The organism is Pseudarthrobacter sp. S3 (assembly GCF_050156905.1).
Classification (GTDB): Bacteria; Actinomycetota; Actinomycetes; order Actinomycetales; family Micrococcaceae; genus Arthrobacter.
In genome coordinates this window covers 3,818,269-3,839,033 of the sequence record NZ_CP189583.1, presented here as the reverse complement: position 1 = coordinate 3,839,033, position 20,765 = coordinate 3,818,269, and the positions used below count along the sequence as shown (strand labels likewise).

At 65.2% G+C, this 20,765-nt stretch carries 23 protein-coding genes; 10 read left to right on the top strand and 13 right to left on the bottom strand.

The window, feature by feature from the left end:
- The first annotated feature begins 26 nt into the window (after positions 1-26).
- Together clpB and ACQCSV_RS18460 are read left to right on the top strand one after the other, a co-directional pair.
- Positions 27-2,684: an ATP-dependent chaperone ClpB gene (clpB, locus tag ACQCSV_RS18465; RefSeq protein WP_426938930.1), complete on the top strand. Its 2,658-nt coding sequence runs from the start codon at positions 27-29 to the stop codon at positions 2,682-2,684.
- Positions 2,685-3,020: 336 nt separating this feature from the next.
- On the top strand, positions 3,021-3,308 hold the full coding sequence (locus ACQCSV_RS18460) for a LapA family protein (protein ID WP_426938929.1): 288 nt from the start codon (positions 3,021-3,023) through the stop codon (positions 3,306-3,308).
- Between the two features lie 29 nt (positions 3,309-3,337).
- Here the strand turns inward: ACQCSV_RS18460 and ACQCSV_RS18455 are convergent, their stop codons facing one another.
- Positions 3,338-3,979 (bottom strand): septum formation family protein, encoded by a 642-nt coding sequence (locus ACQCSV_RS18455; RefSeq protein WP_426938928.1) that lies wholly within the window; start codon positions 3,977-3,979, stop codon positions 3,338-3,340.
- 274 nt (positions 3,980-4,253) lie between these two features.
- On the opposite strand from ACQCSV_RS18455, the gene ACQCSV_RS18450 reads away from it, so the two are divergent.
- Positions 4,254-4,487: a DUF3073 domain-containing protein gene (locus ACQCSV_RS18450; protein WP_185263854.1), complete on the top strand. Its 234-nt coding sequence runs from the start codon at positions 4,254-4,256 to the stop codon at positions 4,485-4,487.
- Positions 4,488-4,721: 234 nt separating this feature from the next.
- Positions 4,722-5,501 (top strand): VOC family protein, encoded by a 780-nt coding sequence (locus tag ACQCSV_RS18445; protein WP_426938927.1) that lies wholly within the window; start codon positions 4,722-4,724, stop codon positions 5,499-5,501.
- Here ACQCSV_RS18445 and purM read toward each other — a convergent pair.
- From purM to ACQCSV_RS18430, 3 genes are all read right to left on the bottom strand, one after another.
- Positions 5,498-6,658 carry a phosphoribosylformylglycinamidine cyclo-ligase gene (purM, locus tag ACQCSV_RS18440; protein ID WP_354155080.1) on the bottom strand — a complete coding sequence of 387 codons (1,161 nt, stop codon included), beginning with the start codon at positions 6,656-6,658 and terminating at the stop codon, positions 5,498-5,500. The genes ACQCSV_RS18445 and purM overlap by 4 nt on opposite strands.
- Positions 6,655-8,343, bottom strand: a complete 1,689-nt coding sequence (gene purF / locus ACQCSV_RS18435) for an amidophosphoribosyltransferase (protein ID WP_354155079.1) — start codon at positions 8,341-8,343, stop codon at positions 6,655-6,657. Before purF ends, purM begins: the two co-directional genes overlap by 4 nt.
- 102 nt (positions 8,344-8,445) lie before the next feature.
- Complete coding sequence (locus ACQCSV_RS18430; RefSeq protein ID WP_354155078.1) at positions 8,446-8,754, bottom strand: hypothetical protein; 309 nt, start codon at positions 8,752-8,754, stop codon at positions 8,446-8,448.
- Positions 8,755-8,920: 166 nt separating this feature from the next.
- Here ACQCSV_RS18430 and ACQCSV_RS18425 point away from each other — a divergent pair, with 166 nt between their 5' ends.
- Positions 8,921-10,156 (top strand): GAF domain-containing sensor histidine kinase, encoded by a 1,236-nt coding sequence (locus tag ACQCSV_RS18425; protein ID WP_354224482.1) that lies wholly within the window; start codon positions 8,921-8,923, stop codon positions 10,154-10,156.
- Here the strand turns inward: ACQCSV_RS18425 and ACQCSV_RS18420 are convergent, their stop codons facing one another.
- Genes ACQCSV_RS18420 through ACQCSV_RS18405 form a run of 4 tightly spaced genes read right to left on the bottom strand, consistent with a single transcriptional unit; the run spans position 10,157 to position 13,985 of the window.
- Positions 10,157-10,579, bottom strand: a complete 423-nt coding sequence (locus ACQCSV_RS18420) for an ATP-binding protein (protein WP_354155076.1) — start codon at positions 10,577-10,579, stop codon at positions 10,157-10,159.
- Positions 10,572-10,904 (bottom strand): STAS domain-containing protein, encoded by a 333-nt coding sequence (locus ACQCSV_RS18415; RefSeq protein WP_185261765.1) that lies wholly within the window; start codon positions 10,902-10,904, stop codon positions 10,572-10,574. The genes ACQCSV_RS18420 and ACQCSV_RS18415 overlap by 8 nt, the downstream gene beginning before the upstream one ends.
- The gene (locus ACQCSV_RS18410) at positions 10,894-12,864 is read right to left on the bottom strand and encodes a glycosyltransferase family 2 protein (protein WP_354155075.1); all 1,971 of its coding nucleotides are present in this window, start codon (positions 12,862-12,864) and stop codon (positions 10,894-10,896) included. Before ACQCSV_RS18410 ends, ACQCSV_RS18415 begins: the two co-directional genes overlap by 11 nt.
- Positions 12,861-13,985, bottom strand: a complete 1,125-nt coding sequence (locus ACQCSV_RS18405; protein WP_354155074.1) for a SpoIIE family protein phosphatase — start codon at positions 13,983-13,985, stop codon at positions 12,861-12,863. Before ACQCSV_RS18405 ends, ACQCSV_RS18410 begins: the two co-directional genes overlap by 4 nt.
- A 223-nt stretch (positions 13,986-14,208) precedes the next feature.
- On the opposite strand from ACQCSV_RS18405, the gene ACQCSV_RS18400 reads away from it, so the two are divergent.
- Positions 14,209-14,610 (top strand): hypothetical protein, encoded by a 402-nt coding sequence (locus ACQCSV_RS18400; RefSeq protein ID WP_354155073.1) that lies wholly within the window; start codon positions 14,209-14,211, stop codon positions 14,608-14,610.
- A gap of 283 nt (positions 14,611-14,893) precedes the next feature.
- Here the strand turns inward: ACQCSV_RS18400 and bcp are convergent, their stop codons facing one another.
- Entirely contained in the window at positions 14,894-15,373 is a 480-nt protein-coding gene (bcp, locus tag ACQCSV_RS18395; RefSeq protein WP_354155072.1) for a thioredoxin-dependent thiol peroxidase, read from the bottom strand.
- Positions 15,374-15,690: 317 nt separating this feature from the next.
- On the opposite strand from bcp, the gene ACQCSV_RS18390 reads away from it, so the two are divergent.
- Positions 15,691-16,089: a cupin domain-containing protein gene (locus tag ACQCSV_RS18390; RefSeq protein WP_354155071.1), complete on the top strand. Its 399-nt coding sequence runs from the start codon at positions 15,691-15,693 to the stop codon at positions 16,087-16,089.
- Positions 16,090-16,149: 60 nt separating this feature from the next.
- Here the strand turns inward: ACQCSV_RS18390 and ACQCSV_RS18385 are convergent, their stop codons facing one another.
- Both ACQCSV_RS18385 and ACQCSV_RS18380 read right to left on the bottom strand, forming a co-directional pair.
- Positions 16,150-16,683, bottom strand: a complete 534-nt coding sequence (locus ACQCSV_RS18385) for a thymidylate kinase (protein ID WP_354155070.1) — start codon at positions 16,681-16,683, stop codon at positions 16,150-16,152.
- Between the two features lie 233 nt (positions 16,684-16,916).
- Complete coding sequence (locus ACQCSV_RS18380) at positions 16,917-17,255, bottom strand: hypothetical protein (RefSeq protein WP_354155069.1); 339 nt, start codon at positions 17,253-17,255, stop codon at positions 16,917-16,919.
- Positions 17,256-17,657: 402 nt separating this feature from the next.
- Here ACQCSV_RS18380 and ACQCSV_RS18375 point away from each other — a divergent pair, with 402 nt between their 5' ends.
- The gene (locus ACQCSV_RS18375) at positions 17,658-17,972 is read left to right on the top strand and encodes a hypothetical protein (RefSeq protein ID WP_354155068.1); all 315 of its coding nucleotides are present in this window, start codon (positions 17,658-17,660) and stop codon (positions 17,970-17,972) included.
- Between the two features lie 2 nt (positions 17,973-17,974).
- Positions 17,975-18,304, top strand: a complete 330-nt coding sequence (locus ACQCSV_RS18370) for a hypothetical protein (protein ID WP_354155067.1) — start codon at positions 17,975-17,977, stop codon at positions 18,302-18,304.
- Positions 18,305-18,470: 166 nt separating this feature from the next.
- Here ACQCSV_RS18370 and ACQCSV_RS18365 read toward each other — a convergent pair whose 3' ends face one another.
- Positions 18,471-18,605, bottom strand: a complete 135-nt coding sequence (locus ACQCSV_RS18365) for a hypothetical protein (protein WP_258524227.1) — start codon at positions 18,603-18,605, stop codon at positions 18,471-18,473.
- A gap of 170 nt (positions 18,606-18,775) precedes the next feature.
- Positions 18,776-19,249 carry an ATP-binding protein gene (locus ACQCSV_RS18360; RefSeq protein ID WP_354155066.1) on the bottom strand — a complete coding sequence of 158 codons (474 nt, stop codon included), beginning with the start codon at positions 19,247-19,249 and terminating at the stop codon, positions 18,776-18,778.
- A 466-nt stretch (positions 19,250-19,715) separates the two neighbouring features.
- Here ACQCSV_RS18360 and ACQCSV_RS18355 point away from each other — a divergent pair, with 466 nt between their 5' ends.
- A complete protein-coding gene (locus ACQCSV_RS18355) occupies positions 19,716-20,765 on the top strand; it encodes a glycosyltransferase family 2 protein (protein ID WP_354155065.1) in 1,050 nt (349 codons plus the stop codon).

Sequence of the window (20,765 nt, the reverse complement as noted above, 5' to 3'; positions counted from 1 at the left end):
ATGCGTATACCCGGAAGGAGCTCTCTTTGGACGTCAAATTCACCACCAAGAGCCAGGAGGCTCTTTCGGCAGCAGCCATGAACGCCTCCACGGCAGGAAATCCCCAGGTGGAACCCGCCCACCTGCTCAAAGCCCTGATGGATCAGAGGGAGGGCGTCGCCGTCGCGCTTCTCCGGGCTACGGGCGCAGACCCGGATGCTGTCAGCGTGCAGGCGAGCGGCGCCATCAAGGCGCTGCCGGCAACTTCGGGCGGCTCCACGCAGCAGGCCCAGCTGTCCCGGCCCGCGCTGCAGGCCATCCAGAACGCCAAAAACGAGGCCGACAGGCTGGGCGATACCTATGTCTCCACCGAAGTGCTGCTGCTGGGGCTCTCTGCCGGGAGTGACGCCGTCGGGCGGTTAATGCGCGACGCCGGCGCCTCCCATGAAGCGCTGCTCGCCGCCCTGCCGGGTGTCCGCGGCGACCGTAAGGTCACCACCCCGGACCCGGAAAACACGTTCCAGTCGCTGGAACGGTTCGGCACGGACCTCACCGCGATGGCGCGTGCGGGCAAGCTGGACCCGGTGATCGGGCGCGACACCGAGATCCGGCGCATCATCCAGGTGCTGAGCCGCCGCACCAAAAACAACCCCGTCATCATCGGTGAGCCCGGCGTGGGCAAGACCGCCGTCGTCGAAGGGCTCGCCCAGCGGATCGTAGCGGGCGATGTCCCGGAAAGTCTGCGGGGCAAGACGCTGATTGCCCTGGACCTCGCCTCCATGGTGGCCGGGGCGAAGTACCGCGGCGAGTTCGAGGAGCGCCTCAAGGCCGTGCTGGAGGAGATCAAGAATTCGGACGGCCAGATTGTCACCTTCATCGACGAGATTCACACGGTGGTGGGTGCTGGTGCCACGGGGGAGTCCTCGATGGATGCGGGCAACATGCTCAAGCCCATGCTGGCCCGCGGGGAGCTGCGGCTGATCGGCGCCACCACGCTGGATGAGTACCGCGAGAACATCGAGAAGGACCCGGCCCTGGAGCGCCGGTTCCAGCAGGTGTACGTGGGCGAGCCCAGTGTGGAAGACACCATCGGTATTCTCCGCGGCCTCAAGGAGCGCTACGAGGCTCACCACAAGGTCACCATCGCAGACTCCGCGCTGGTGGCCGCCGCCACCCTGTCCAACCGCTACATTTCCGGCCGTCAGCTGCCGGACAAGGCCATTGACCTGGTGGACGAGGCCGCCTCGCGGCTGCGGATGGAGATCGACTCCGCGCCGGAGGAGATCGATCAACTGCGCCGTGCCGTGGACCGGCTCACCATGGAGGAACTGGCGCTCGCGAACGAGAAGGATGCGGCGTCCGTGGAGCGCCTGGCGGCTCTCCGCGCGGACAAAGCGGACAAGAGTGAAGAGCTGGACGCGCTGAATGCCCGCTGGGCAGCCGAAAGGGCCGGACTCAACCGTGTGGGCGACCTGAAGGCGAAGCTCGATGAGCTCCGCTCCACCTACGACAAGGCCGCGCGCGAAGGCGATCTGGAGACTGCGTCGCGGATCCTGTACGGCGAGATTCCGGAGGTGGAGCGGGAGCTGAACGCGGCCGCCGCGGCCGAAGAAGCCGTGACGGAAAAGCCTGCCCAGATGGTGGCTGACGGGGTCACCGCCGACGACATCGCTGAGGTCATTTCCGCGTGGACCGGCATTCCTGCCGGGCGCATGCTGCAGGGCGAGAGCCAGAAGCTGCTCCACATGGAGCAGGAGCTGGGTAAGCGCCTGATCGGCCAGTCCAAGGCTGTGGCCGCGGTCTCGGATGCCGTCCGCCGTGCGCGGGCCGGTATCAGCGATCCCAATCGTCCCACGGGTTCGTTCCTGTTCCTGGGGCCCACGGGCGTGGGCAAGACCGAGCTGGCCAAGGCACTCGCGGATTTCCTGTTCGACGACGAACGCGCCATGGTGCGGATCGACATGTCCGAGTACGGCGAGAAGCACTCGGTGGCGCGGCTGGTGGGCGCCCCTCCGGGGTACGTCGGCTATGAGGAGGGCGGCCAGCTGACCGAGGCCGTCCGCCGTCGTCCGTACTCCGTTGTCCTGCTGGATGAGGTGGAAAAGGCACATCCGGAGGTCTTTGACATCCTCTTGCAGGTGCTCGACGACGGCCGCCTCACTGATGGCCAGGGCCGTACCGTGGACTTCCGCAACGCCATCCTGGTGCTGACGTCCAACCTTGGCAGCCAGTTCCTGGTGGACCAGTCTCTGGATGCACAGGCCAAGCGCGCCGCGGTCATGACCACGGTCAACGCGTCCTTCAAGCCCGAGTTTCTGAACCGGCTGGACGAGATTGTGCTGTTTGAAGCCCTGACCGTAGAGGAGCTGGCAGAGATCGTGGAACTGCAGGTGGCAGAGCTCGGCAGGCGTCTGTACGAGCGCCGCCTGACCCTCGAGGTGACCGACGGCGCCCGGGCCTGGCTGGCCATGTCCGGCTTCGACTCCGCGTACGGTGCCCGGCCGCTGCGCCGGCTCGTCCAGCGCGAGATCGGCGACCGACTGGCCAGGGCCATCCTGTCCGGCGACATCACGGACGGTGACACCGTGCTCGTGGACACCGCGGCCGACGTCGACGAACTCACCGTCGAAGGGCTGGAGTCGCTCGCAGGGCCCGACGGCGGTGCTCCCGCCGGCTCAGGACTGGTGGTGCGGAGGAAGGAATAGGGCTCCGGCTCACTGTTTCAGCCTGGCGCTCGTCCTGGGTAAACCGACCAGGACGGCACCCCTGACGTTTGCCAGGACAGCCTCTGAGCCCTGCCGGGCCAATACCGGGAGGGGACGCGGGCCTGGTGGAGGAGTACCCTGTGATATATCCGTCCGGCACGGACGGATTGCTTCGGGTATAGGGGATGAAAAAACGTGGCTGCTGATCCAGCGTCGACTCCGTCAACCGGGCCGCGCCCCGCCTCGGGTCCGGTACCTGCGCCTTCCAAGCCAAAACGTTCTCCCCGGAAACCATCTCAGGACAGGGCCGGGGAAGCGGATGTGACACGGGCCGGGATGATCTGGGTTGCGGTCAGCGCAGGGCTGGTCCTTTTGGTGTTGCTGATCATCTTCATTCTGCAGAACCAGGATCGCGTGACCGTGCGTTATCTTGGGGTTGCCGGCGAGCTTTCTCTGGGTATGGCGCTGTTCATCGCGGCAGTGGCGGGCGGAATTCTCGTCGCAATCGCCGGAGCAACCCGGATCCTCCAGCTGAGAAGCCAACGGCGCCACGCGCCCGGCCGGCCGCCAGCTACGCCGGGACATGAGGCAGCAGGCCGGCCCGAATCTAAACCCGGTCTTTGACGCCGAAAACGACGACCATTCCCACAATTTTAGGGCAGCACGCTGGCGTTGATGACGTTTCCGCCGTCGGCGGTGACGTAGCAGTCCACGCGCCGGTCTCCCGATTCCCAGCTGGTGCTACTGGGGTAGGCCCGCTGGAAGTTCAACGTGTACTCGTTGGCTGCTGGCGCCAGCCTGGCTGCCTGGCAGGCTTCCAGGGCCTTGGCCGCGAGGGCCTCCCGGCCAGGATAGGAGCCGACGGCGGGGTAGCGGAAGACGGCGACGAGCTGGGCAGAGTGGCCGGTATCGCAGGCCACTACCGTTGACCGCAACGCCGCGGGCTCAAAATCCTTGAAACAGTCGCCCAGACGGTAGTCCGGCGGCCCCACACCCTCACGGGGGAGCCGGAGCGGGGTGGCAAGCGGAGTGGGCAGGATTTCCACGATCCCGGAGCCGCCGTCGCCAGACGTCTCGGGCGCCCCGGAATCCAGCCAGACTGCGAGCCACACCAGGCCCCCAGCCACGCCGAGCAGAACCGCCACAAAGAGAGCCTTCAGGAATGTTGACGCGCCCCGCCGGCGCTTCTGGGGTGAGGGCTCCGTTGCAGGTGCCGCGACCGCCTCCTGCGGCAACTCCGCGGTGGGCGGAGCGCCGGGTTTGGGCGGGACGGAACGTAATTCCTGGTTGTCCATCCGGATACCCCTCCTGTGTTTCGCCTCGGGATGCCGCACACACCGTGAACCGGATCGGCATCTGATGAAGAGACTCTATCCAACAAAAAAGCCGGGAACGCTGCGCATCGCGGCCGTAAGGGTACCCGACATGTCGTCCACGCGCATGGGGAAGGCAGCACCGGGCGCGGAAAGCATGTAATCTAGGTGTTACGACAAATTGACCAAACATTCCGGGGCCTCACCGATAGCCAAGGTGACCACCTCCGGTCCGAGTACAAAAGGGGGTCACGCCATGGGGCGCGGCCGTCAAAAGGCAAAAGCTACCAAGCAGGCTCGGGATATTAAGTACTATTCCCCGAACACTGACTATTCGGCCCTTCAGCGTGAGCTCAAAGGTCCTGATGGTCGTGCCACGAGCCATTTCGCGAATGACCCGGTTGAACCGGACTATTCGGCTTATGTGGATAAGTACGCGGATGATTTGGAAGAAGACGACGACGAGGTAGACACCCGTCGGATCGGCTAGCTGCCGCACGCCGGTCCCGCCGCAAGGCGCCCGGCCGCGACACTGCAGTACGTTCGGACGCCGCATTTGTTCGTGAGTACAGCACTTCTTTTCAGCACCCGGATCCAGGCGGACCCGCGGTGCTGGCCTCAGTTATCAGGCCCGTTGCCTGCGCCGAAACCCGGTGCCGGGGGCGGGCTTTTTGGTGTTGACTGGAGTCGTTGATGCGCTGTGCCGCCCGCGAAAGGACCTCCCATGCCAGGAAACTCCTCATCCCCCAGCTACCGCCACGGTGAACCGTGCTGGGCTGATGTCCAGACCCGGGACGTGGAAGCAGCCAAGGCCTTCTACGCAGCGGTGTTCGGGTGGACCTTCAAGGACCTGCCCACGCCCGATGGCAGTAGCTTTGCCCAGGCGTTTGTGGGGGAGGACCTCGTGGCCGTGGTGGCCCCGCAGAAACCGCACCAGGAATCACTCGGTACGCATGCCCAATGGAACATCTACTTCGCGGCCGAGGATGCAGGTGCGCTGGCTGAAGAAGTCCCGCACGCGGGGGGTGCAGTGCAGTTCGGCCCTGAGGAAGTGGCGGACACCGGCGTGATGGTTTTTGTGGATCCTCCCGGCGGCGGGACCACCGGCGTGTGGCAGCCCGGGACGCACACAGGCTCCGGCCGGTACAACGAGGCCGGTGCACTGTCCTGGACGGAACTGCTGACGCCGGAACCGCGGGCCGCCGTCGGGTTCTTCCAGCAGCTGTTCGGCCACGAGGTGACCGAGTATCCCCAGGAGGACGGCGGCACGTACAGCACGCTGATGGTGAACGGTGCGGAGGTGGCCGGGATCGTCGCGGCCGAGGCGCCTGCCAGGTGGCAAATCTACTTCGGTGTCACCGACGTGGCCGATGCCGTGCGGAAGGCCGTGGCGGCGGGGGCGGAAGTCCTGATCGCACCGGAGCCGGATGACGACGATACGCCCGGCGCCACGGCCACCCTCAAGGACCCGCAGGGCGGGGTGTTCAGCCTGCTCGAGGTTTAGGCGTACGCGTTGACCAACCGGACGGCGCCGCCGTCCACGCCCTTGGCGCCCTGGACGTAGTCCGGACCGGTCTTGAGGATGGAATCCGAGTCCGCGGTGACGGTGCCCATGATCCAGGACGGCACGCCGCGGTCGTTGAGGCGGGCCACGGCGGCGTCGGCAGCTTCGGCGGACACGATGGCCACCATGCCCACGCCGAGGTTCAGGGTGCGCTCCAGGTCGGCCAGCGGCACGTTGCCCAGCTCGGAGACCAGCTTGAAGATGGCTGGCAGCTCCCAGGTGGCGCGGTCCACGGTTGCCACGAGGCCCTGCGGCAGGACGCGGGCCAGGTTGGCGGCCAGGCCACCGCCGGTGACGTGGCTGAAGCCGTGCACGGCGTTGGCGCTGTTCACCGGGAAGGCGCGGGCCAAGTCCAGGCAGTCTGCAGCGTAGACGCGGGTGGGTTCCAGCAGTTCCTCGCCCAGCGTGCGGCCAAGTTCGGAGACCTGGCGGTCCAGTGCCCAGCCGGCGTGGTTGATGACGCGGCGGACCAGGGAGTAGCCGTTGGAGTGCAGGCCGGAGGAGGCCATGCCGATCACAACATCGCCGGCGCGGACGCGGTCCGGGCCCAACAGGTCGGAAGCCTCAACAACGCCGGTGGCGGCACCGGCAACATCGTATTCGTGCTCGCCCAGCAGGCCGGGGTGCTCGGCTGTTTCGCCGCCCACCAGGGCGGTACCGGCGACGGAGCAGGCCGCGGCGATGCCACGGACAATGTCCGCGATGCGCTCCGGGACAACCTTGCCGCAGGCGATGTAGTCGGTCATAAAGAGCGGCTCGGCGCCCACCACAACGATGTCGTCAACCACCATGCCCACCAGGTCAAAACCGATGGTGTCGTGGATGTCCATGGCCTGGGCGATGGCAACCTTGGTGCCCACGCCGTCGGTGGACGTGGCCAGCAGCGGGCGCTTGTAAGTCAGCAGGCGCGAGACGTCGTACAGGCCGGCGAAGCCGCCCACACCGCCGATCACGGACGAATTGTGGGTGGCCTTCACGGCACCCTTCATCAGTTCCACGGCGCGGTCGCCGGCTTCAACGTCAACACCGGCGGAGGCGTAGGTGATGCCTGCAGGGATCAGCGGGCTGTTGCCGGCGGCGGGGGTTGCGGAAGTCATACGGACTCTTTCTTGTCAGCGCCGGGGGTGGTGGCTACGTGGTGGATCGCGGGCACGTGGTCTTCTTCGGTGAGCAGGTTCTCGAACTCGGCGTCCGGTCCCGGATCGCAGCCGGTGGCGCCGGCCTTCTCCGCCGGGGCCTCCTCGTCGTCAATCGAGGAGACCGTCAGTGCGGCCGTTGCGCCGGGGAGGGCAGAGGGCGACGGCGTGAGGCCGCCGAGGTCCGTGCGCTCCAGCAGGTTCTTGCCCAGTTTGTCCGCGCCCGGAAGCGTGATGGGGTACTGGCCGGTGAAGCAGGCGGTGCATAGGCGTTCCCGCGGCTGCATGGTCGCGTTGATCATGCCGTCTTCGGAGATGTACGCGAGGGAATCGGCGCCGATGGCCTGGGAGATTTCCTCGATGGTGGCGCCGTTGGCAATCAGCTCGGCCCGGGAGGCGAAGTCGATGCCGTAGAAGCACGGCCATTTGACCGGCGGGGAGGAAATCTTGATGTGGACGGACGCGGCGCCGGCCTCGCGGAGCATCCGGACGATGGCGCGCTGGGTGTTGCCGCGGACGATCGAGTCATCCACCACAACTACACGCTTGCCGCGGATCACGGACTCGAGGGCGTTCAGCTTTAGCCGGATGCCCAGCTGGCGCAGGGTCTGCGAGGGCTGGATGAACGTGCGGCCCACGTAGGAGTTCTTGACGAAGCCGTGCGCGAAGGGAATGCCTGATTCCTCGGCGTAACCCACGGCGGCTGGGGTACCGGACTCGGGAACCGGGATGACGATGTCTGCGTCCTGGGTGTTTTCGCGGGCCAGCTGGCGGCCCATCTCAACACGGGACTCGTACACGGAGCGTCCCGCGATGGCGGCGTCCGGACGGGCGAGGTAGACGTATTCGAAAACGCAGCCGGCCGGCGTCGCCTCCGCGAAGCGCTTGGAACGCACGCCGTCCTCGTCGATGGCGATGAATTCGCCCGGCTCGATTTCGCGGATGAAGCTGGCGCCCACGGTGGCCAGGGCGGACTGCTCGGATGCGACTACCCAGCCGCGCTCCAGCCGGCCCAGGACCAGCGGGCGGATGCCGTAGGTGTCGCGTGCCGCGTAGAGGGTGCCTTCGTCCATAAACACGAAGCAGAAGCCGCCCTTGATCTTCGGCAGCAGCTCCATGGCCGTCTGTTCGAGGGTCTTGCCCGGTTCGCCTTCGAGGAGTGCTGTGACCAGGGCAGTGTCCGAGGTGTTGCCCTGCTTCATTTCGCCGCTGAGCTGGCCGCCGTTGCGTTCCAGGATCATGGCGTTGAGTTCGGCCGTGTTGGTCAGGTTGCCGTTGTGCGCCAGGGCAACCGTGCCGGTGCTGGTGGCGCCGAGGGTGGGCTGGGCGTTGGCCCAATGGCTGGCTCCGGTGGTGGAGTAGCGGCAGTGTCCCACCGCCAGGTGCCCGGTCAGGGTGTTCAGCGTAGTCTCGTCGAAGACCTGGGAAACTAGCCCCATGTCCTTGTAGACGTTGATCCGCTTGCCGTCACTGGTAGCTATACCAGCCGACTCCTGACCGCGGTGCTGCAATGCATACAGCCCGTAATAGGTGAGTTTTGCTACTTCTTCACCTGGCGCCCAGACCCCGAAAACGCCACAAGCGTCCTGAGGTCCCTTTTCGCCAGGGAGAAGATCATGAGAAAGTTTTCCATCGCCGCGTGCCACTGGTCGATTATCTCATGAGATGAGGTAAGACTTTTCCGCCGCGGCCATTGTGACCGGACCGCGGGCCGGGCGGCAGAGCTGCTGGCTGTGTCATGCCCAGGGCTACGCGCCGTCGTCGGGCTCTGAATCCGGGACAGCTTCGACGATGGCGCGTTTCTGCCGCTTGACGCTCCGCCGGTCCAGCAGCAGGGCCGCCACGGCGCCCAACACCGCGCCGACGGCGCCGAACATGATCAGGAAGAAGCCGAACACTGAGCCTCGCTCAAAGGATTCGTCGCCGGGGAGCCCGTACGCGACGGCGGCAGCCACCGCTGCGCCCACCAGGGCGCCGAGGATGAGGAACGGCACATATTTCGGTGCCCGGCGGACGGTGACCTCGCGGCGTTCAGCGGGGGTTTCTTCAAAAGCCATGCCCTCAAGCCTACCCACCATTGCAGTTGCTCTCTCACTTGTCGCTGCTAAAACGGCGGCGGAACGGAGCTGGGAATGACGGAGCATCCGGGCGGACGGATATCATCAGCCGAGGGACCGGTAGCAGCGCTGATGAAAGTGCTGATCACAGTGGGGACAGGAGAGCATGAACGGCGCAGTCACGTACAGCCACGAAGCCGCGGAGTCGGCCAGGACAACCGGTTTGAGGGAATACGGGCTGGTGCCCGCAGAGGCTGGCGAAGCCCCCTCGCTCCCCGACGCAGAAGCCGCCAAGGCGCTGGATAACCTGGTCCAGCTGGCAGCCCGGCTTTGCGCTGTTCCCTACAGTGTGGTCAATGTCATTACCGAGGGCCAGCAAATCCAGATTGCGGCCTTCGGCGTGGACGCCAAGGTTTGCAGCCGCGAGGACTCAATGTGCGCCCAGGTCTTCCTCCGCAGGACCACCACGGTTGTCCGCGATGCTTCCCAGGACCCGAGGTTCGCCGGGAACCCCTTTGTCACGGGCGAGATCGCCAAGGTCCGCTTCTATGCTTCGGTTCCGCTGCAGACTGCCTCCGGCTTGGTCCTAGGCTCGCTTTGCGTTTTCTCCGATGATGCGGCCAGCCCGCAGGCCGCGCAGATTGCGATGCTCGAGGTTCTCGCCCAACAGGTTGTGGAGCTGCTGGAACTCCAGCACCGCACCCTGCAGCTGAACGACGCGCTGGCGGAACTGCGACGCAGCAACACCGCACTGGGCGACTTTGCGGGCCGGGTCAGCCACGACCTCCGCATTCCGCTGACCACCATCCTGGGGTACGTCGAGCTTGCCGAGGATGACCCCGATATTCCGCAAGGGAGCGCCGCCGCTGAATACTTTTCGCGGATCGCCGGCAGCGGGCGCCGCATGCAGGCCACCCTGAAGGACGTCCTGGACTACTCCACGGTGGGAGGGCAGCTCTTCCGGGAGCGGTTCTCGCTGCTTGCCCTCACCGCCGAGGCTGCCGGTGACCTGGGCCAGTCCCTGGGCGGCACCATCGGCATACACTGCGACGACGCCGAGCTCGTGGCCGACCGGGCGCAAATACGGACCCTGCTTCAGAACCTCATTGCCAACTCCCTGAACTACCGGAGCCCCGAACATGCCCTGCACATCAGCATCAGCGCGGTGACTGGCGAGACGGGAACGGCCGTGTCGGTGGCGGACAACGGCAAAGGGATCGAAGCGGCAGACAGGCAGCGCGCAATGGAACCGCTGGTCCGGCTGCAGCGGGCCGGGGACGGTCCCGGGTCAGGGCTTGGCCTGGCCACATGCCGGCGCATCGCCAAGGCCCACGGGGGTGAGCTGCGGATCAGCGAAACGCCGGGCGGCGGCACCACCGTTTCCGTCTGGATCGCCGCTTAGCTAACTCTGTGATGTCCTCGTGAGGACCCATGTGTTGGTGCCGTCCTGCCGTTCGAACGTCACGGTGGTGACCAGCGCCTCGATGAGCGCAAGGCCGCGGCCGGACTCCGCGTCGTCGTCGGCCGTTCCCGGTTCCAGGGGGCCGAACGGAGGCTTGGCGTGGTAGGCGCTGACCCTGGCTTGCAGCTGCGTGGAGCGCACGCTGATGTCCACCCCGAGCTCCACTGGTTTGGCCGCCGCCGGATGCGCGTGCTGGACGATGTTGGACGCAGATTCGACCACCGCCGTTGTGAAGGTCATCTGGTCCATGGCCTGGACGAACGGGGCGTCCTCCCAGAGCTTGTCCAGCTCGTTGTGGACGGAGTCGATGGCCTCGGCCGTGGACAATCCCCGGAAACTCCGCCGGGCCAGGACATCAGTCATTGCCGAACGCTTCGTCAGCCGAGGCGTAGGACGTCAGCACCCGGTCCATGCTGGTCAGCTCCAGGACCATCTTCACCTGCGGCTGAACGGCCGCGATGCGTAGGTCTCCGCCGGCCTGGCGGGCGGCCTTCAGGCAGCCGATCAGCGCGCCCAGTCCCGAGGAATCCATAAACGCCGTGTTCTCCAGGTTCACCACGATCCGCGACGAGCCCCCGGCGATCACGTCGGTGACGAATTCGCGCAGTTTGGGCGCCGACACCATATTCAGCCGTCCGTCCGCCTTGACCTCCGCGTACGAATCCTTGACCTCGTAACTAAACTCCATCGGATTTCCTCTCTCCTGCATCAACGTCCACAGCGGGTTCGTAGCCCTTGTACAAAACGGCCCGGACCAGGATGCTCATGACCACCAGGTCAAAAATAACCCAGGCCACGTTCACCAGTGTGCCAAGCGGCTCGGCCAGTCCCGTGGCCAACCGGATAATCCCGACCACGGAGGCCACCGCCAGCAGCACACTCACCACAATCTGGGGCCGGATGAGGCTCCAGCTGGGGCCGCCGGTCTGGCGGGCTTTGGGGGTGACGGCGAACCCGAGAGGGCGGCCGAACCACACGTTCCGGGCCGCCGTCGAACACGCCTTGATCCAGGTGGGGAACAGCGCGAGGCTGTACTGCTGCCCGCGCCAGGTGGGGATTCCGCGGCCGGCCACCGCGAACAGCAGTTGGTTGGCGACCATAAACGGGATGAACCGCAGGAAGAAGTCCCAGCTGAGGCTGGACACCGGCAGGACACCCAGCAGCAGGTAGATGATGGGGGCGGCGAAGTAGATGACCGCCGCGTACCCGCTGAGGTAGGTCCACATGGTGGCGAAGTACATCAGGCGCTGGCCGATCTTCAGGCCTTTCTGCACCAGCGGGTTCTCGCGGAGCAGCACCTGCATGGTTCCCTGTGCCCACCGGAGGCGCTGGGTCAGCATGGTCTTGAGGTCCTCGGGCGCCAGGCCGTAGGCCAGGATCTCGTGGTGGTAGACGCTTTCCCAGCCCATGGCATGGATGCGCATGGCCGTGGCCATGTCCTCGGTGACGGAGATGGTGGCCAGTGGCATGACCGGCTGCGCTTCATCGTTCCGCTCCACGTTCAGGGCGTCCAGGACTGCCTGAACGGATTCCAGCGCGCCCAGCGGCGACCAGTCGCGGGCAGACATACGCTGGACGGCGTCGTCGGCCACCACCGGGACGCCGGCGGCACCCACATGGGCGAGTTCCATGGCGGCGATCTCTTCAAGGTCGGCCTGCAGAGCGGACATGTCGGCCTGGACCAGCGTCTGCACGGCCGCATCCACGCGGCGGCGGACCCGGTAGGTGATCTCACTCATGGCTTCGCCGGCCGCCAGCTGGGCCTGGGCTTCCAGCGTGGCTGCCTCCACCTCGTCCAGCACCTCGGCCACGAGCGGGGTGTTGGTGTCCGCGGATTTGCGCGCCTGGCGGATGGCGGAGCGGGAGGCCGTGAGGGCGCGGCGGATGCTTTTTTCGGTCTCCTTGACGTAGCCCATCAGGCCCAGCTGCATCAGGGCTTCGCGCCGGAGGATGGCGTTGGAGCCGCAGAAGAACGCCGCGTTCCAGCCGTCCTTGCCCTGCTGGATGGGGCCGTAGAACAGCGGCGCCTGGCTGCCGAGTGGATCGTGGGCGGGCACGTTGCTGAAGTACTGCGGCGTCTGGACCAGGGCCACCCGGCGGTTGTTGAAATAGCCCAGGGTTTTTTCCAGGATGTCCGGCTCGGGGATCTGGTCCGCGTCCAGGATCAGCAGGAATTCACCGTGGGTGACCATCAGGGCGTTGTTCAAGTTGCCGGCCTTGGCGTGCCGCGGCACGTTGGCGGTCCAGGCGTCACTGCGGGTCACATAACCCAGCCCGTGCTCTTCGGCCAGGGCCTTCAGCTCGGGGCGGGCGCCGTCGTCAAGAATCCAGGTGCTGTGCGGGTGTCGGATCTTTTGGGCCGCCAGTGCCGTGGTCATGACCATGTCCAGGTCTTCGTTGTATGTGGTGATGAAGACATCGACGGTGGCATCGTGCGGCGGGGCGGGTGCTCCCTTTCGGATCTTGAGGTGCCACACGGTCATACCGAACAGCATTACGTCGATGAGGCTGTAGGTCTCGGCCACCACCAGGGGCACCGCAATCCACCAGGCATCCCAGTTCAGCGACGCCGCCCAGCGCCAGCACACGTAGTTCAGCCCGAGGACGACGGTCAGAACCACTACCAGGCGGGTCCAGAAGCGGGTCATGCGGTTGCTGGCTCGGACAGGCGGCGGACCACCACGACGGTGACATCGTCCTCGGCAGTTTCAGCAGGCGCCAGCGCCAGGATGGCGTCACAGGCGGATTGCGCGGAAACCTGGTCGTTAGCGGCGGCGAGTACTGACTCGGCGAACTGCTCCACCGAGTCGAAGACGTCCAGTACGCCGTCGCTGACCACCACCAAGGAGTCGCCCGGGGCCAGGTCAACGGCGGATTGCGGCCACACGGACCCCGCCCAGGCGCCCACGGGCGGGCCGCCGCTGGGAAGACGGCGCGCCGACCCCTCTGCGGTGACATGCAGCGCCAGTCCGTGGCCGGCGTCGACATAGCTGACGACGCCGGAGGCGGCGTCCAGGCGGGCGTGGAAGAGGGTGACAAACGAGTTGGAGGAATCCAGGTCCGCCGCGATTGTGGTGCTGGCGGAGGCGAAGGCGGCGTGCAGGTCCTGGCGCCGCCCGGTGGACCGCATCACGGCCCGGACGGTGGCCGCGATGAGGGCCGCGCCCATGCCCTTGCCCATGGCATCGGCGAACGTCAGGTGCAGGCCCTCGGGCGTGCTGTACCAGTCGTAGAAGTCACCTCCCACGCTGCGGGAGGGGCGGAATACGCCGGCGACGTCGTACCCATCCACCCGGACGTCCTCCTGGGGCAGCAGGCTTTGCTGGACCTCGGTAGCGCGTTCCAGTTCGCTCGCCGCGGCTGATTCAGCGGCCGTCTCCGCCGCGGACGGCTGCCGACGGCGGAACAGGGCGTTGATCCTGGACTGGAGTTCGCGCGGGCTGAACGGTTTGCTGATGTAGTCATCGGCGCCGTTGTCCAGGCCCGTGAGCATATCCAGTTCGTCGGCGCGGGCGGTGAGCATCACGATGAACGCATCGGAGAATTCACGCAGGAGCTTGCAGACTTCCAGCCCGTCCATGTCGGGCAGGTTCAGGTCCAGCGTGATCAGATCAGGCTTGGCGCGGCGGACTTCCTCCACTCCGGGCAACCCGGCCTCGGCCTGGGTGACCTCGAAACCCTGCTTGACGAGGATCCGCACAAGTAGGCCCCGGATGTCCGGATCGTCCTCGATCACGACGGCACGGCGCGGTTCGGGCATGGAAGGCATGACTCTACTTCTACAGTATTAGGGCCGGTGAAGCATGTCATAGATATGACAAGGGGGCTGGAAGTCGGTCAGGCCCCGGGCAATCCGGGGCTGGCGGCCATGGCGTGGCCCGGTCTTGCCGGAAAACTTGCCTGCCCTTGATGGGTCCTTGAGGCTCCGTGGACACACTCGAAGGACAAACGACGAAGGAAAACGCGGACTGCCGGAGGACGGTGCAGGAGTTATGGAAGCAACGGAATCCGTCAGGCTGCCGGGCAGGCTGGCGCGTTCGTGGCGGCTCTTGAAGCAGGGCCGCCGCTCGCGCAGCACCGTTCACTACCTGAGCCATTTCTGGCGGCTCCGCTCACTGTCCCGCTCGCTGGCCCAGGCCCTGGGTGAGTCTTGGGAGGCCTCGAGCTGGCCCGGGGACCGGCTGGCGGTTGGCATCGAGCTCTCGGACAAGGTCGAACTGCTGACCCGCCTCCTGAACCGCGAAACCGAACTTCACGGCCGTCTGGTTGCCCTCACGAAGCAGCCGTTCCCTGCTGACCCGTTCCGTGCCACACTGGAGGACAATCAAGTGGCTGGGGGATACCAGGTCAGGAGATTGCCGTGCATTGGTACACAGGGTGGGCCTACCTCTTAGCTGGGCTTATGACCATGGACGCGATGCTGCTGGCCTTATGGTTCATAGACAACGACTGGCCAAGTAACTGGCGGAAGAAACCCTGATGAAGCGCAGGCTGCGTCAGCAGGTCCCGCATGCGTACCGGCTGCTTTGACGAACCCGGCTTCTCAAAGAGCAGCAGACGTTGGCATTGGGCCGCTCAGGGCCAGCCAGCGTTTTGACATCCTCGAACAGCGTCCCCGGACGGTCTTCGATCGCCATGCCTGACTCCCGATTGCTGGGCTAGCTGTGCCCAGTCAGATTAGACCCCCAGGGACTCGCGCAGGGCAGCGACGTGGCCCTGCGCCTTAACCTGGTACTGCGCCAGCGCCACGTTGCCGTCGGGGTCCACCACCACGGTGGAGCGGACCAGGCCTTCGACGATCTCGCCGTTGACCAGCTTCTCGCCCCACGCGCCGTAGGCCAGGGCAACTGCGTGGTCCTCGTCGGAGAGCAGCGGGAAAGTCAGGTTGAAGTCGCCGGTGAAATCGGCCAGCTTCCCCGGGGCGTCGGGGGAGATGCCCAGGACTTCATAGCCGGAGCCCTGCAGGGATGAGAGGCTGTCGCGGAAATCGCAGGCCTCGGTGGTGCAGCCGAGGGTTGCCGCCTCCGGGTAGAAATACACGATGACGTTCTTGCCGCGGTACGTGGCCAGAGAGGTTTCGGTGCCCTCGGCGTCCTGCAGCGTGAAATCGGGGGCCTGGGTACCTGGCTGAAGTTTGATGGTCAGTTGGGGGCTCACGGCGTTCCTTCGGGAGAGTCTGATGGCAAGAGACAGGAAACCAGTGAATCGGCTTTCCAGTTTAAACAACAACTCCGGCGTCATCTGAAGTATTCCGGCTGGTCCAGGGCCGGGACCTGTGCAGGGGACCCCGTTCGGCTCCGCGAAGGTACGGGCGGTCCATTGACTTGAGGCGCCTTATGGATACGGTTAGAGATGCACCTTGTTGGTCTCCGCACTTCGTCGCCGCACTCCGTAGCCGCCTGCCGGCATCCACTCACAACCGCTTGGTCCCAGCCCTAAGCGCCCGCCGAAAATGATCCCTAGGCTGTGTCCCCATGACCGCAAATTTCATCAGAGCTCTGGCCGTTAAGTCCTTTGATATTCCGGACAAAAAGCGGTGTCCGGATAAGGCCGAGTTCGATCTCGTCACGGTCGATGACTACTCCGTGGCCCGCCTTATCCTCGCTCCCGGCTGGCGCTGGTCCGAGTCCGCCAAGCCTATGGAGCTGACGGACTTCTGCGAGCACAATCACCTCGGCTACTGTGTCTCCGGCAGTCTGGAGATTCAAACGTCCGACGGCGTGAGGTCCACCATCCATGCCCACGACACCTATGCGCTGCCTCCCGGGCATGATGAGTGGGTGGTTGGGTCCGAGCCGTTCGTCGCCATTGAGTTCCTGGGTACGGCGTCCTTCGGCCGGCCGCGGAGCAGGGGACTGCACGCGCTGATCTGAGCCGGTATTCGTCGGAGTCGGAGCGGGTCTGAGCTGTACTAGGCCTCGCTGGCCTGTGGCCTAAACAGCCACAGGAGTCTCTGCGCGCGACATCCGCTGGTGCACGATCCGCTTGAGCCCGGCCACAACCCCTTCCGGCGTGCTGTCTGCGGCGAGCTGGACGAAGCCCGGGTATTCCGGCATGGCACGGTAGGCATCGCGCAGATCCGCCAGGTCAGTCAGCTGCACCACGGCGTCAGGTTCCGGCAGCGACGACATCAGCCAGGGGACCAGGCGGCCGCGCGGCAGGCCTTTGGCTGTTCGCTGCGCGAGCTGGCAGTGGAGGTGCCGGTCCATCACTACCAGTCCGTCAGAACGGCTGGCCCAGGCATGGGATATGAGTACGTTGGCCACGCGAAGGTTGGTCTCCACAATGTCGGCAAGGCGCCGCGGCCAGCGGATGCCCAGCCGTTTGCCCAGCACGGACATGCTCCGCCTGCCGGCGTGGTTGCTGAGCGGCAGGGCGTTTTTGCCGTCAGCCTGCGCCGCATCGACCAAGGCGCGGGCGGCCGTCGATTTTCCTGATCCGTCGATTCCGGTTAAGACAATGAGCACATGGCCTCCTTTCGCCAATGGTTTAACGGAAAGGGCCGCGTGAACGTCCCATCATGAGGGCGAGGTCACATCAAACTGGCTACCGGGCGGCACGTGCAAGGGCCGGCAGCCACACCAGGGGGGCTGGGGATCAGTGCCGTGGTTCGAGGGCGAGCCGCTGCCCGAAGCCGATCACGGATAAGCCGACGACGGCGGCCAACCGGCCGCCGTCGAACGTTAACTCAGGAGGCGTCTTAGCGGCAGTGCTTCGTGAAGGCGGCGCCAGCTTCCTGGTACTTCGACTCCAACTCGGCGAGCTTGGCCTCGTCCGGGGCTTCCTTGGCGGACTCGTCGGTGAACTCGATGATGGATCCGAGCGCAGGCTTGAGGTCATCCGATGCAACAACTTCGATAGGCCGGATCTGGTTGGCGAGACGCACCAGGCCGGTCTTGCCCACGTTGTTCGCGGGGTTCGCCAGGACAGCCTTGACGCGGTCGCAGGTTTCGGGGGTGGAAAGTTTGGTGGGCGTTGTGCATGCAGAAGCGGAAAGTACGAGGCCGGCAGCGATCAGGGCGGTGGCGAGTTTCTTCATGGGTCCCTCAGTAGTTGATTGAGGTTTCGATTGTAAGCAGAGACCGTGGCAGCTTGCCGGTCCCGGGGCTCCGGAGGGCGGAGTGTGACCGCGCAAGGAGGGGGCTTTTGACTCTGGCGGGCCGGTTCCCGGGGTGCATAAACTGGCATTACGATCGTGCGGCCCTGCCGCAGGTTGGCCCGTGCGGATCACCCTAATTCAAGGAAGAATCATGGCCCGCACAACCCAGAATTCAGCAAAATTACAACGCCGTACCGCCATTGGGTTCATTCTGCTCATGGAGGTGTTGGCACCTGTCCTCCCGGCGTCTGCGTCGCCGCCGGCAGCGGAACCACCTTCTACGCCGGCGACCTGGCCCTTGGAGACATTTACCGCGGCGACATCCGCCAAGACAAAGCGCGGTTGTTCATCGACGTATCGGACTTTGATTCGCAGCCCAGGGCCGCCGTCGGGATGAAGGCCGATACCCGCAACGATCTGCTGTTTCTAGCGGGCGGCGCCACCGGCAAGGCCTTCGTGTACAACACGGAATCGGGCGAGCCTGCTGAGGATTTCACGCTCGCTCCTGGTTTCATCAACGACGTCACGCTCACCCGGGATGGCGCCTGGTTCACGAATTCCGCTGCCGGAGAGCTCTACTTCCTCCCGGTGGGCAGGCGCGGCGAGCTGGGTACCGTTGAGACACTGGAACTGAGCGGACCGGCGGCCGGGTACTGATTGTGGCTCATTCGAACAACAAGTCCCTCTATACCGTGGACCCGTACACGGGTGAAAGCGCGAGGATCGACGGCGTGGATGTACCGAATGTTGACGGCATCCTGGTCCGTGGCCACACAGTCTGGGCGGTGCAGAACTTCCTGAACCAGATCGTCCGCATCAGGCTCTCCGGGGATCTGTCCTCCGGCGAGATCGAAGACACCATCACCAGCCCCGCTTTCGATGTACCCACCACGGTGGCGCGGTTCGGGAACACGCTGGCTGCCGTGAATGCGCAGTTCATGCGGCCGACAAGTCCCCACGAAGTGGTGCTGGTGCCAGCCAGGGACTAGGCCGCTTCGGTAAGGACGGTGCTGCCCCGCATGGACGGTGTGGGGCAGCACCGCTCGTGCGGGGCAGAGCAGCTGGTGCGGGGCCGGGCAGCTGATGCCGCGCCTGCTGATACCGCGTACGACGGCGTGTGGTGGCCGGGGCGCGTGGGCCAGAGGGGGAGGGCGGCTAGTCTTCGTCGGTGTCGGCGCCCTCGGCGGGCTCCTGCGAGTGCATGCGGATGTCCGTGGGATCCGCAGTCTCGTCCCCTTCGGCCGGAGCCTCGCTGTGGATGCGCTGGGCCACTACTGGCTTTTCCTTCATGTCAACCGCTCCCGTGGGGTGTGGAATGTGCCTTAATCATCATTCAGCGCCTCTCGAAGCGGGGTGTCAATAACCATTCCAGAGCTCTGGCCGCAGCACCTGTTCTGTGCTGGACTGGGGACGAATTGTGCCGGCTTCATCCTTCAAGGCTCTACGGCGCGGTAGGGGCGTCAGTCCAAGGGCAGGGTTACTGTGACGGTGGTGCCCTGCCCTGGCTTCGAAGACACGCTGACGGTGCCGCCGGCCTCGTGCACGGCCACCGACATCAGCCGCAGCCCGTAGCCGTGGTTCTTGCCGCTTAACGCGAGTTCGCAGTCAAAGCCCGTGCCGTCGTCGGACACCACCAGACGGATGCCGTGGCCGACGGCCGCCAGCTGGACGGTGAGCTCGCCGGCGCCGGCGTACTTGAAGGCGTTACTCAACGCTTCGCGCGCCGATTGGTAGAGGAGGGACGCACAGTCCGCCGGGATCTCGATGCCCCAGTGCGGAGTATCCCAGCGGACTGTCGTTCCTTGCTGACGGAGAGGCCCGGTCAACCGGTCAATGCAACCGGCCAGCCCCAATGTGTGCAAGTCGAGTGGGTGGTGATCAGTAATCACTCCTCCCACCGCGTCGACCTCGCCCAGAGCTGATTCGTTCCCCATGAATCTTCCTGCTTCCCCGCTGTCCTCTTGTGTTGCTAGCTCCAGCGTGGACCGCCAAATGCATGGGTTGCGAAGGGTTGGCTCAAGATTGGATCAAAATTTTCCCGACAGATCGTCGTCGTTTTGCTCCAAGGCGGCGGATGGTCCTGGGTAGCACCTGCGAAAAGAGGAGCGGCACGTCCGACGGCTGGCGGCAGCTCAGTGCCACCTGCGCCTTCTCAGCACCGACAGCGCTAAGCCCGGCCGCGTTGAGATCTTCTTTACCAAAGCTTGTACTTTCGTTGCCGGTTCTCTGCAGCTGGATTGCGTTTCCCTTGGAAGAGTCAAAGCACAGCAGGATTCGATGACCCTTTTATGTGGAGATTAATAAGCTAATGCGTGCCATGTCACAATTTCATGAAATTATTCACCCGCCTTATCCGAAAATACCGGCCATTATTGCGACCAAGTCTTTGCCCGCATTTCCGTGATTACGGTCCTGATTCCGGCGCACAATGAGGCGGCGGGGATCGGTGCAACGCTGAATTCCTTAAAGTCGCAGAGCCGCCGCCCGGACAGAGTGATCGTGGTGGCAGATAACTGCACTGATGCCACGGAGGCGATAGCCCTCGCCGAGGGTGCCGAAGTCCTGCCCACCGAGGGCAATACAGACAAGAAGGCGGGTGCCCTGAACTTCGCCCTGGACGGGCTCCTGCCCGGCGCCGGTCCCGAAGACCTGATCCTCATCCAGGACGCCGATTCCCAACTGGCCCACGACTTTGTGGAACGGGCAGTGGCCCACTTGCGTCGCGATTCCCGGCTGGGCGCCGTTGGCGGCGTCTTCCGCGGCGGTCACGGCGGCGGGTTCGTCGGGCACCTGCAGCGCAACGAATATGCGCGGTATGCCCGCGACGTGAAGCGGCTCAAGGGCAAGTGCCTGGTGGTCACGGGCACCGCGGCACTGTTCCGGGCGCGTACGCTCCGCGATGTCATCGCGGCCAGGCTGGACGGGTCGCTGCCGCCGGGCAATGGCCGCGGCGGGGTGTACGACACCTCAGTCCTGACCGAAGACAACGAACTCTCGTTTGCCCTGCTGACCCTGCGGTACCGGATCAAATCCCCCGCTGACTGCAATCTGGTGACCGAGGTGATGCCGACCTGGCGCGAACTGTGGGCACAGCGGCTCCGGTGGAAGCGCGGCGCGGTGGAGAACTGCGTGCAGTACGGCTGGACCCGGGTAACGCGCCCGTACTGGGGCCGGCAGATCCTGGCCTTGGTGGGCGTTCTGGTAACACTGGCCTACTTCGGCACGGTGGCGTTTGCACTGGGCACGGGTGCCGGGCTGAACATTCAGCCGTTCTGGCTGGCCGTGACCGGTGTCTTCGTGATCGAACGTGTGGTCACGGTCCGGCTGCGCGGATGGAAATACATGCTCGCGGCCGCCACCATGTACGAGCTGGTGATCGACCTGTTCCTGCAGGTGGTCCATGCGAAGGCGTACCTGGACGCAGCCCTCAACAAAAAGAAAGCCTGGTAA

Bases quoted from the DNA above. Each gene is read 5' to 3' on its own strand.
- ACQCSV_RS18400 (WP_354155073.1), top strand. From the start codon at position 14,209: ATGGAAGCAACGGAATCCGTCAGGCTGCCGGGCAGGCTGGCGCGTTCG.
- ACQCSV_RS18360 (WP_354155066.1), bottom strand. From the start codon at position 19,249: ATGGGGAACGAATCAGCTCTGGGCGAGGTCGACGCGGTGGGAGGAGTG.
- ACQCSV_RS18365 (WP_258524227.1), bottom strand. From the start codon at position 18,605: ATGAAGGAAAAGCCAGTAGTGGCCCAGCGCATCCACAGCGAGGCTCCG.
- ACQCSV_RS18380 (WP_354155069.1), bottom strand. From the start codon at position 17,255: ATGAAGAAACTCGCCACCGCCCTGATCGCTGCCGGCCTCGTACTTTCC.
- ACQCSV_RS18420 (WP_354155076.1), bottom strand. From the start codon at position 10,579: ATGACTGATGTCCTGGCCCGGCGGAGTTTCCGGGGATTGTCCACGGCC.
- ACQCSV_RS18390 (WP_354155071.1), top strand. From the start codon at position 15,691: ATGACCGCAAATTTCATCAGAGCTCTGGCCGTTAAGTCCTTTGATATT.
- ACQCSV_RS18455 (WP_426938928.1), bottom strand. From the start codon at position 3,979: ATGGACAACCAGGAATTACGTTCCGTCCCGCCCAAACCCGGCGCTCCG.
- ACQCSV_RS18430 (WP_354155078.1), bottom strand. From the start codon at position 8,754: ATGGCTTTTGAAGAAACCCCCGCTGAACGCCGCGAGGTCACCGTCCGC.
- ACQCSV_RS18425 (WP_354224482.1), top strand. From the start codon at position 8,921: ATGAACGGCGCAGTCACGTACAGCCACGAAGCCGCGGAGTCGGCCAGG.
- ACQCSV_RS18445 (WP_426938927.1), top strand. From the start codon at position 4,722: ATGCCAGGAAACTCCTCATCCCCCAGCTACCGCCACGGTGAACCGTGC.
- ACQCSV_RS18415 (WP_185261765.1), bottom strand. From the start codon at position 10,904: ATGGAGTTTAGTTACGAGGTCAAGGATTCGTACGCGGAGGTCAAGGCG.
- ACQCSV_RS18460 (WP_426938929.1), top strand. From the start codon at position 3,021: ATGATCTGGGTTGCGGTCAGCGCAGGGCTGGTCCTTTTGGTGTTGCTG.
- ACQCSV_RS18405 (WP_354155074.1), bottom strand. From the start codon at position 13,985: ATGCCTTCCATGCCCGAACCGCGCCGTGCCGTCGTGATCGAGGACGAT.
- ACQCSV_RS18410 (WP_354155075.1), bottom strand. From the start codon at position 12,864: ATGACCCGCTTCTGGACCCGCCTGGTAGTGGTTCTGACCGTCGTCCTC.
- purM (WP_354155080.1), bottom strand. From the start codon at position 6,658: ATGACTTCCGCAACCCCCGCCGCCGGCAACAGCCCGCTGATCCCTGCA.
- ACQCSV_RS18450 (WP_185263854.1), top strand. From the start codon at position 4,254: ATGGGGCGCGGCCGTCAAAAGGCAAAAGCTACCAAGCAGGCTCGGGAT.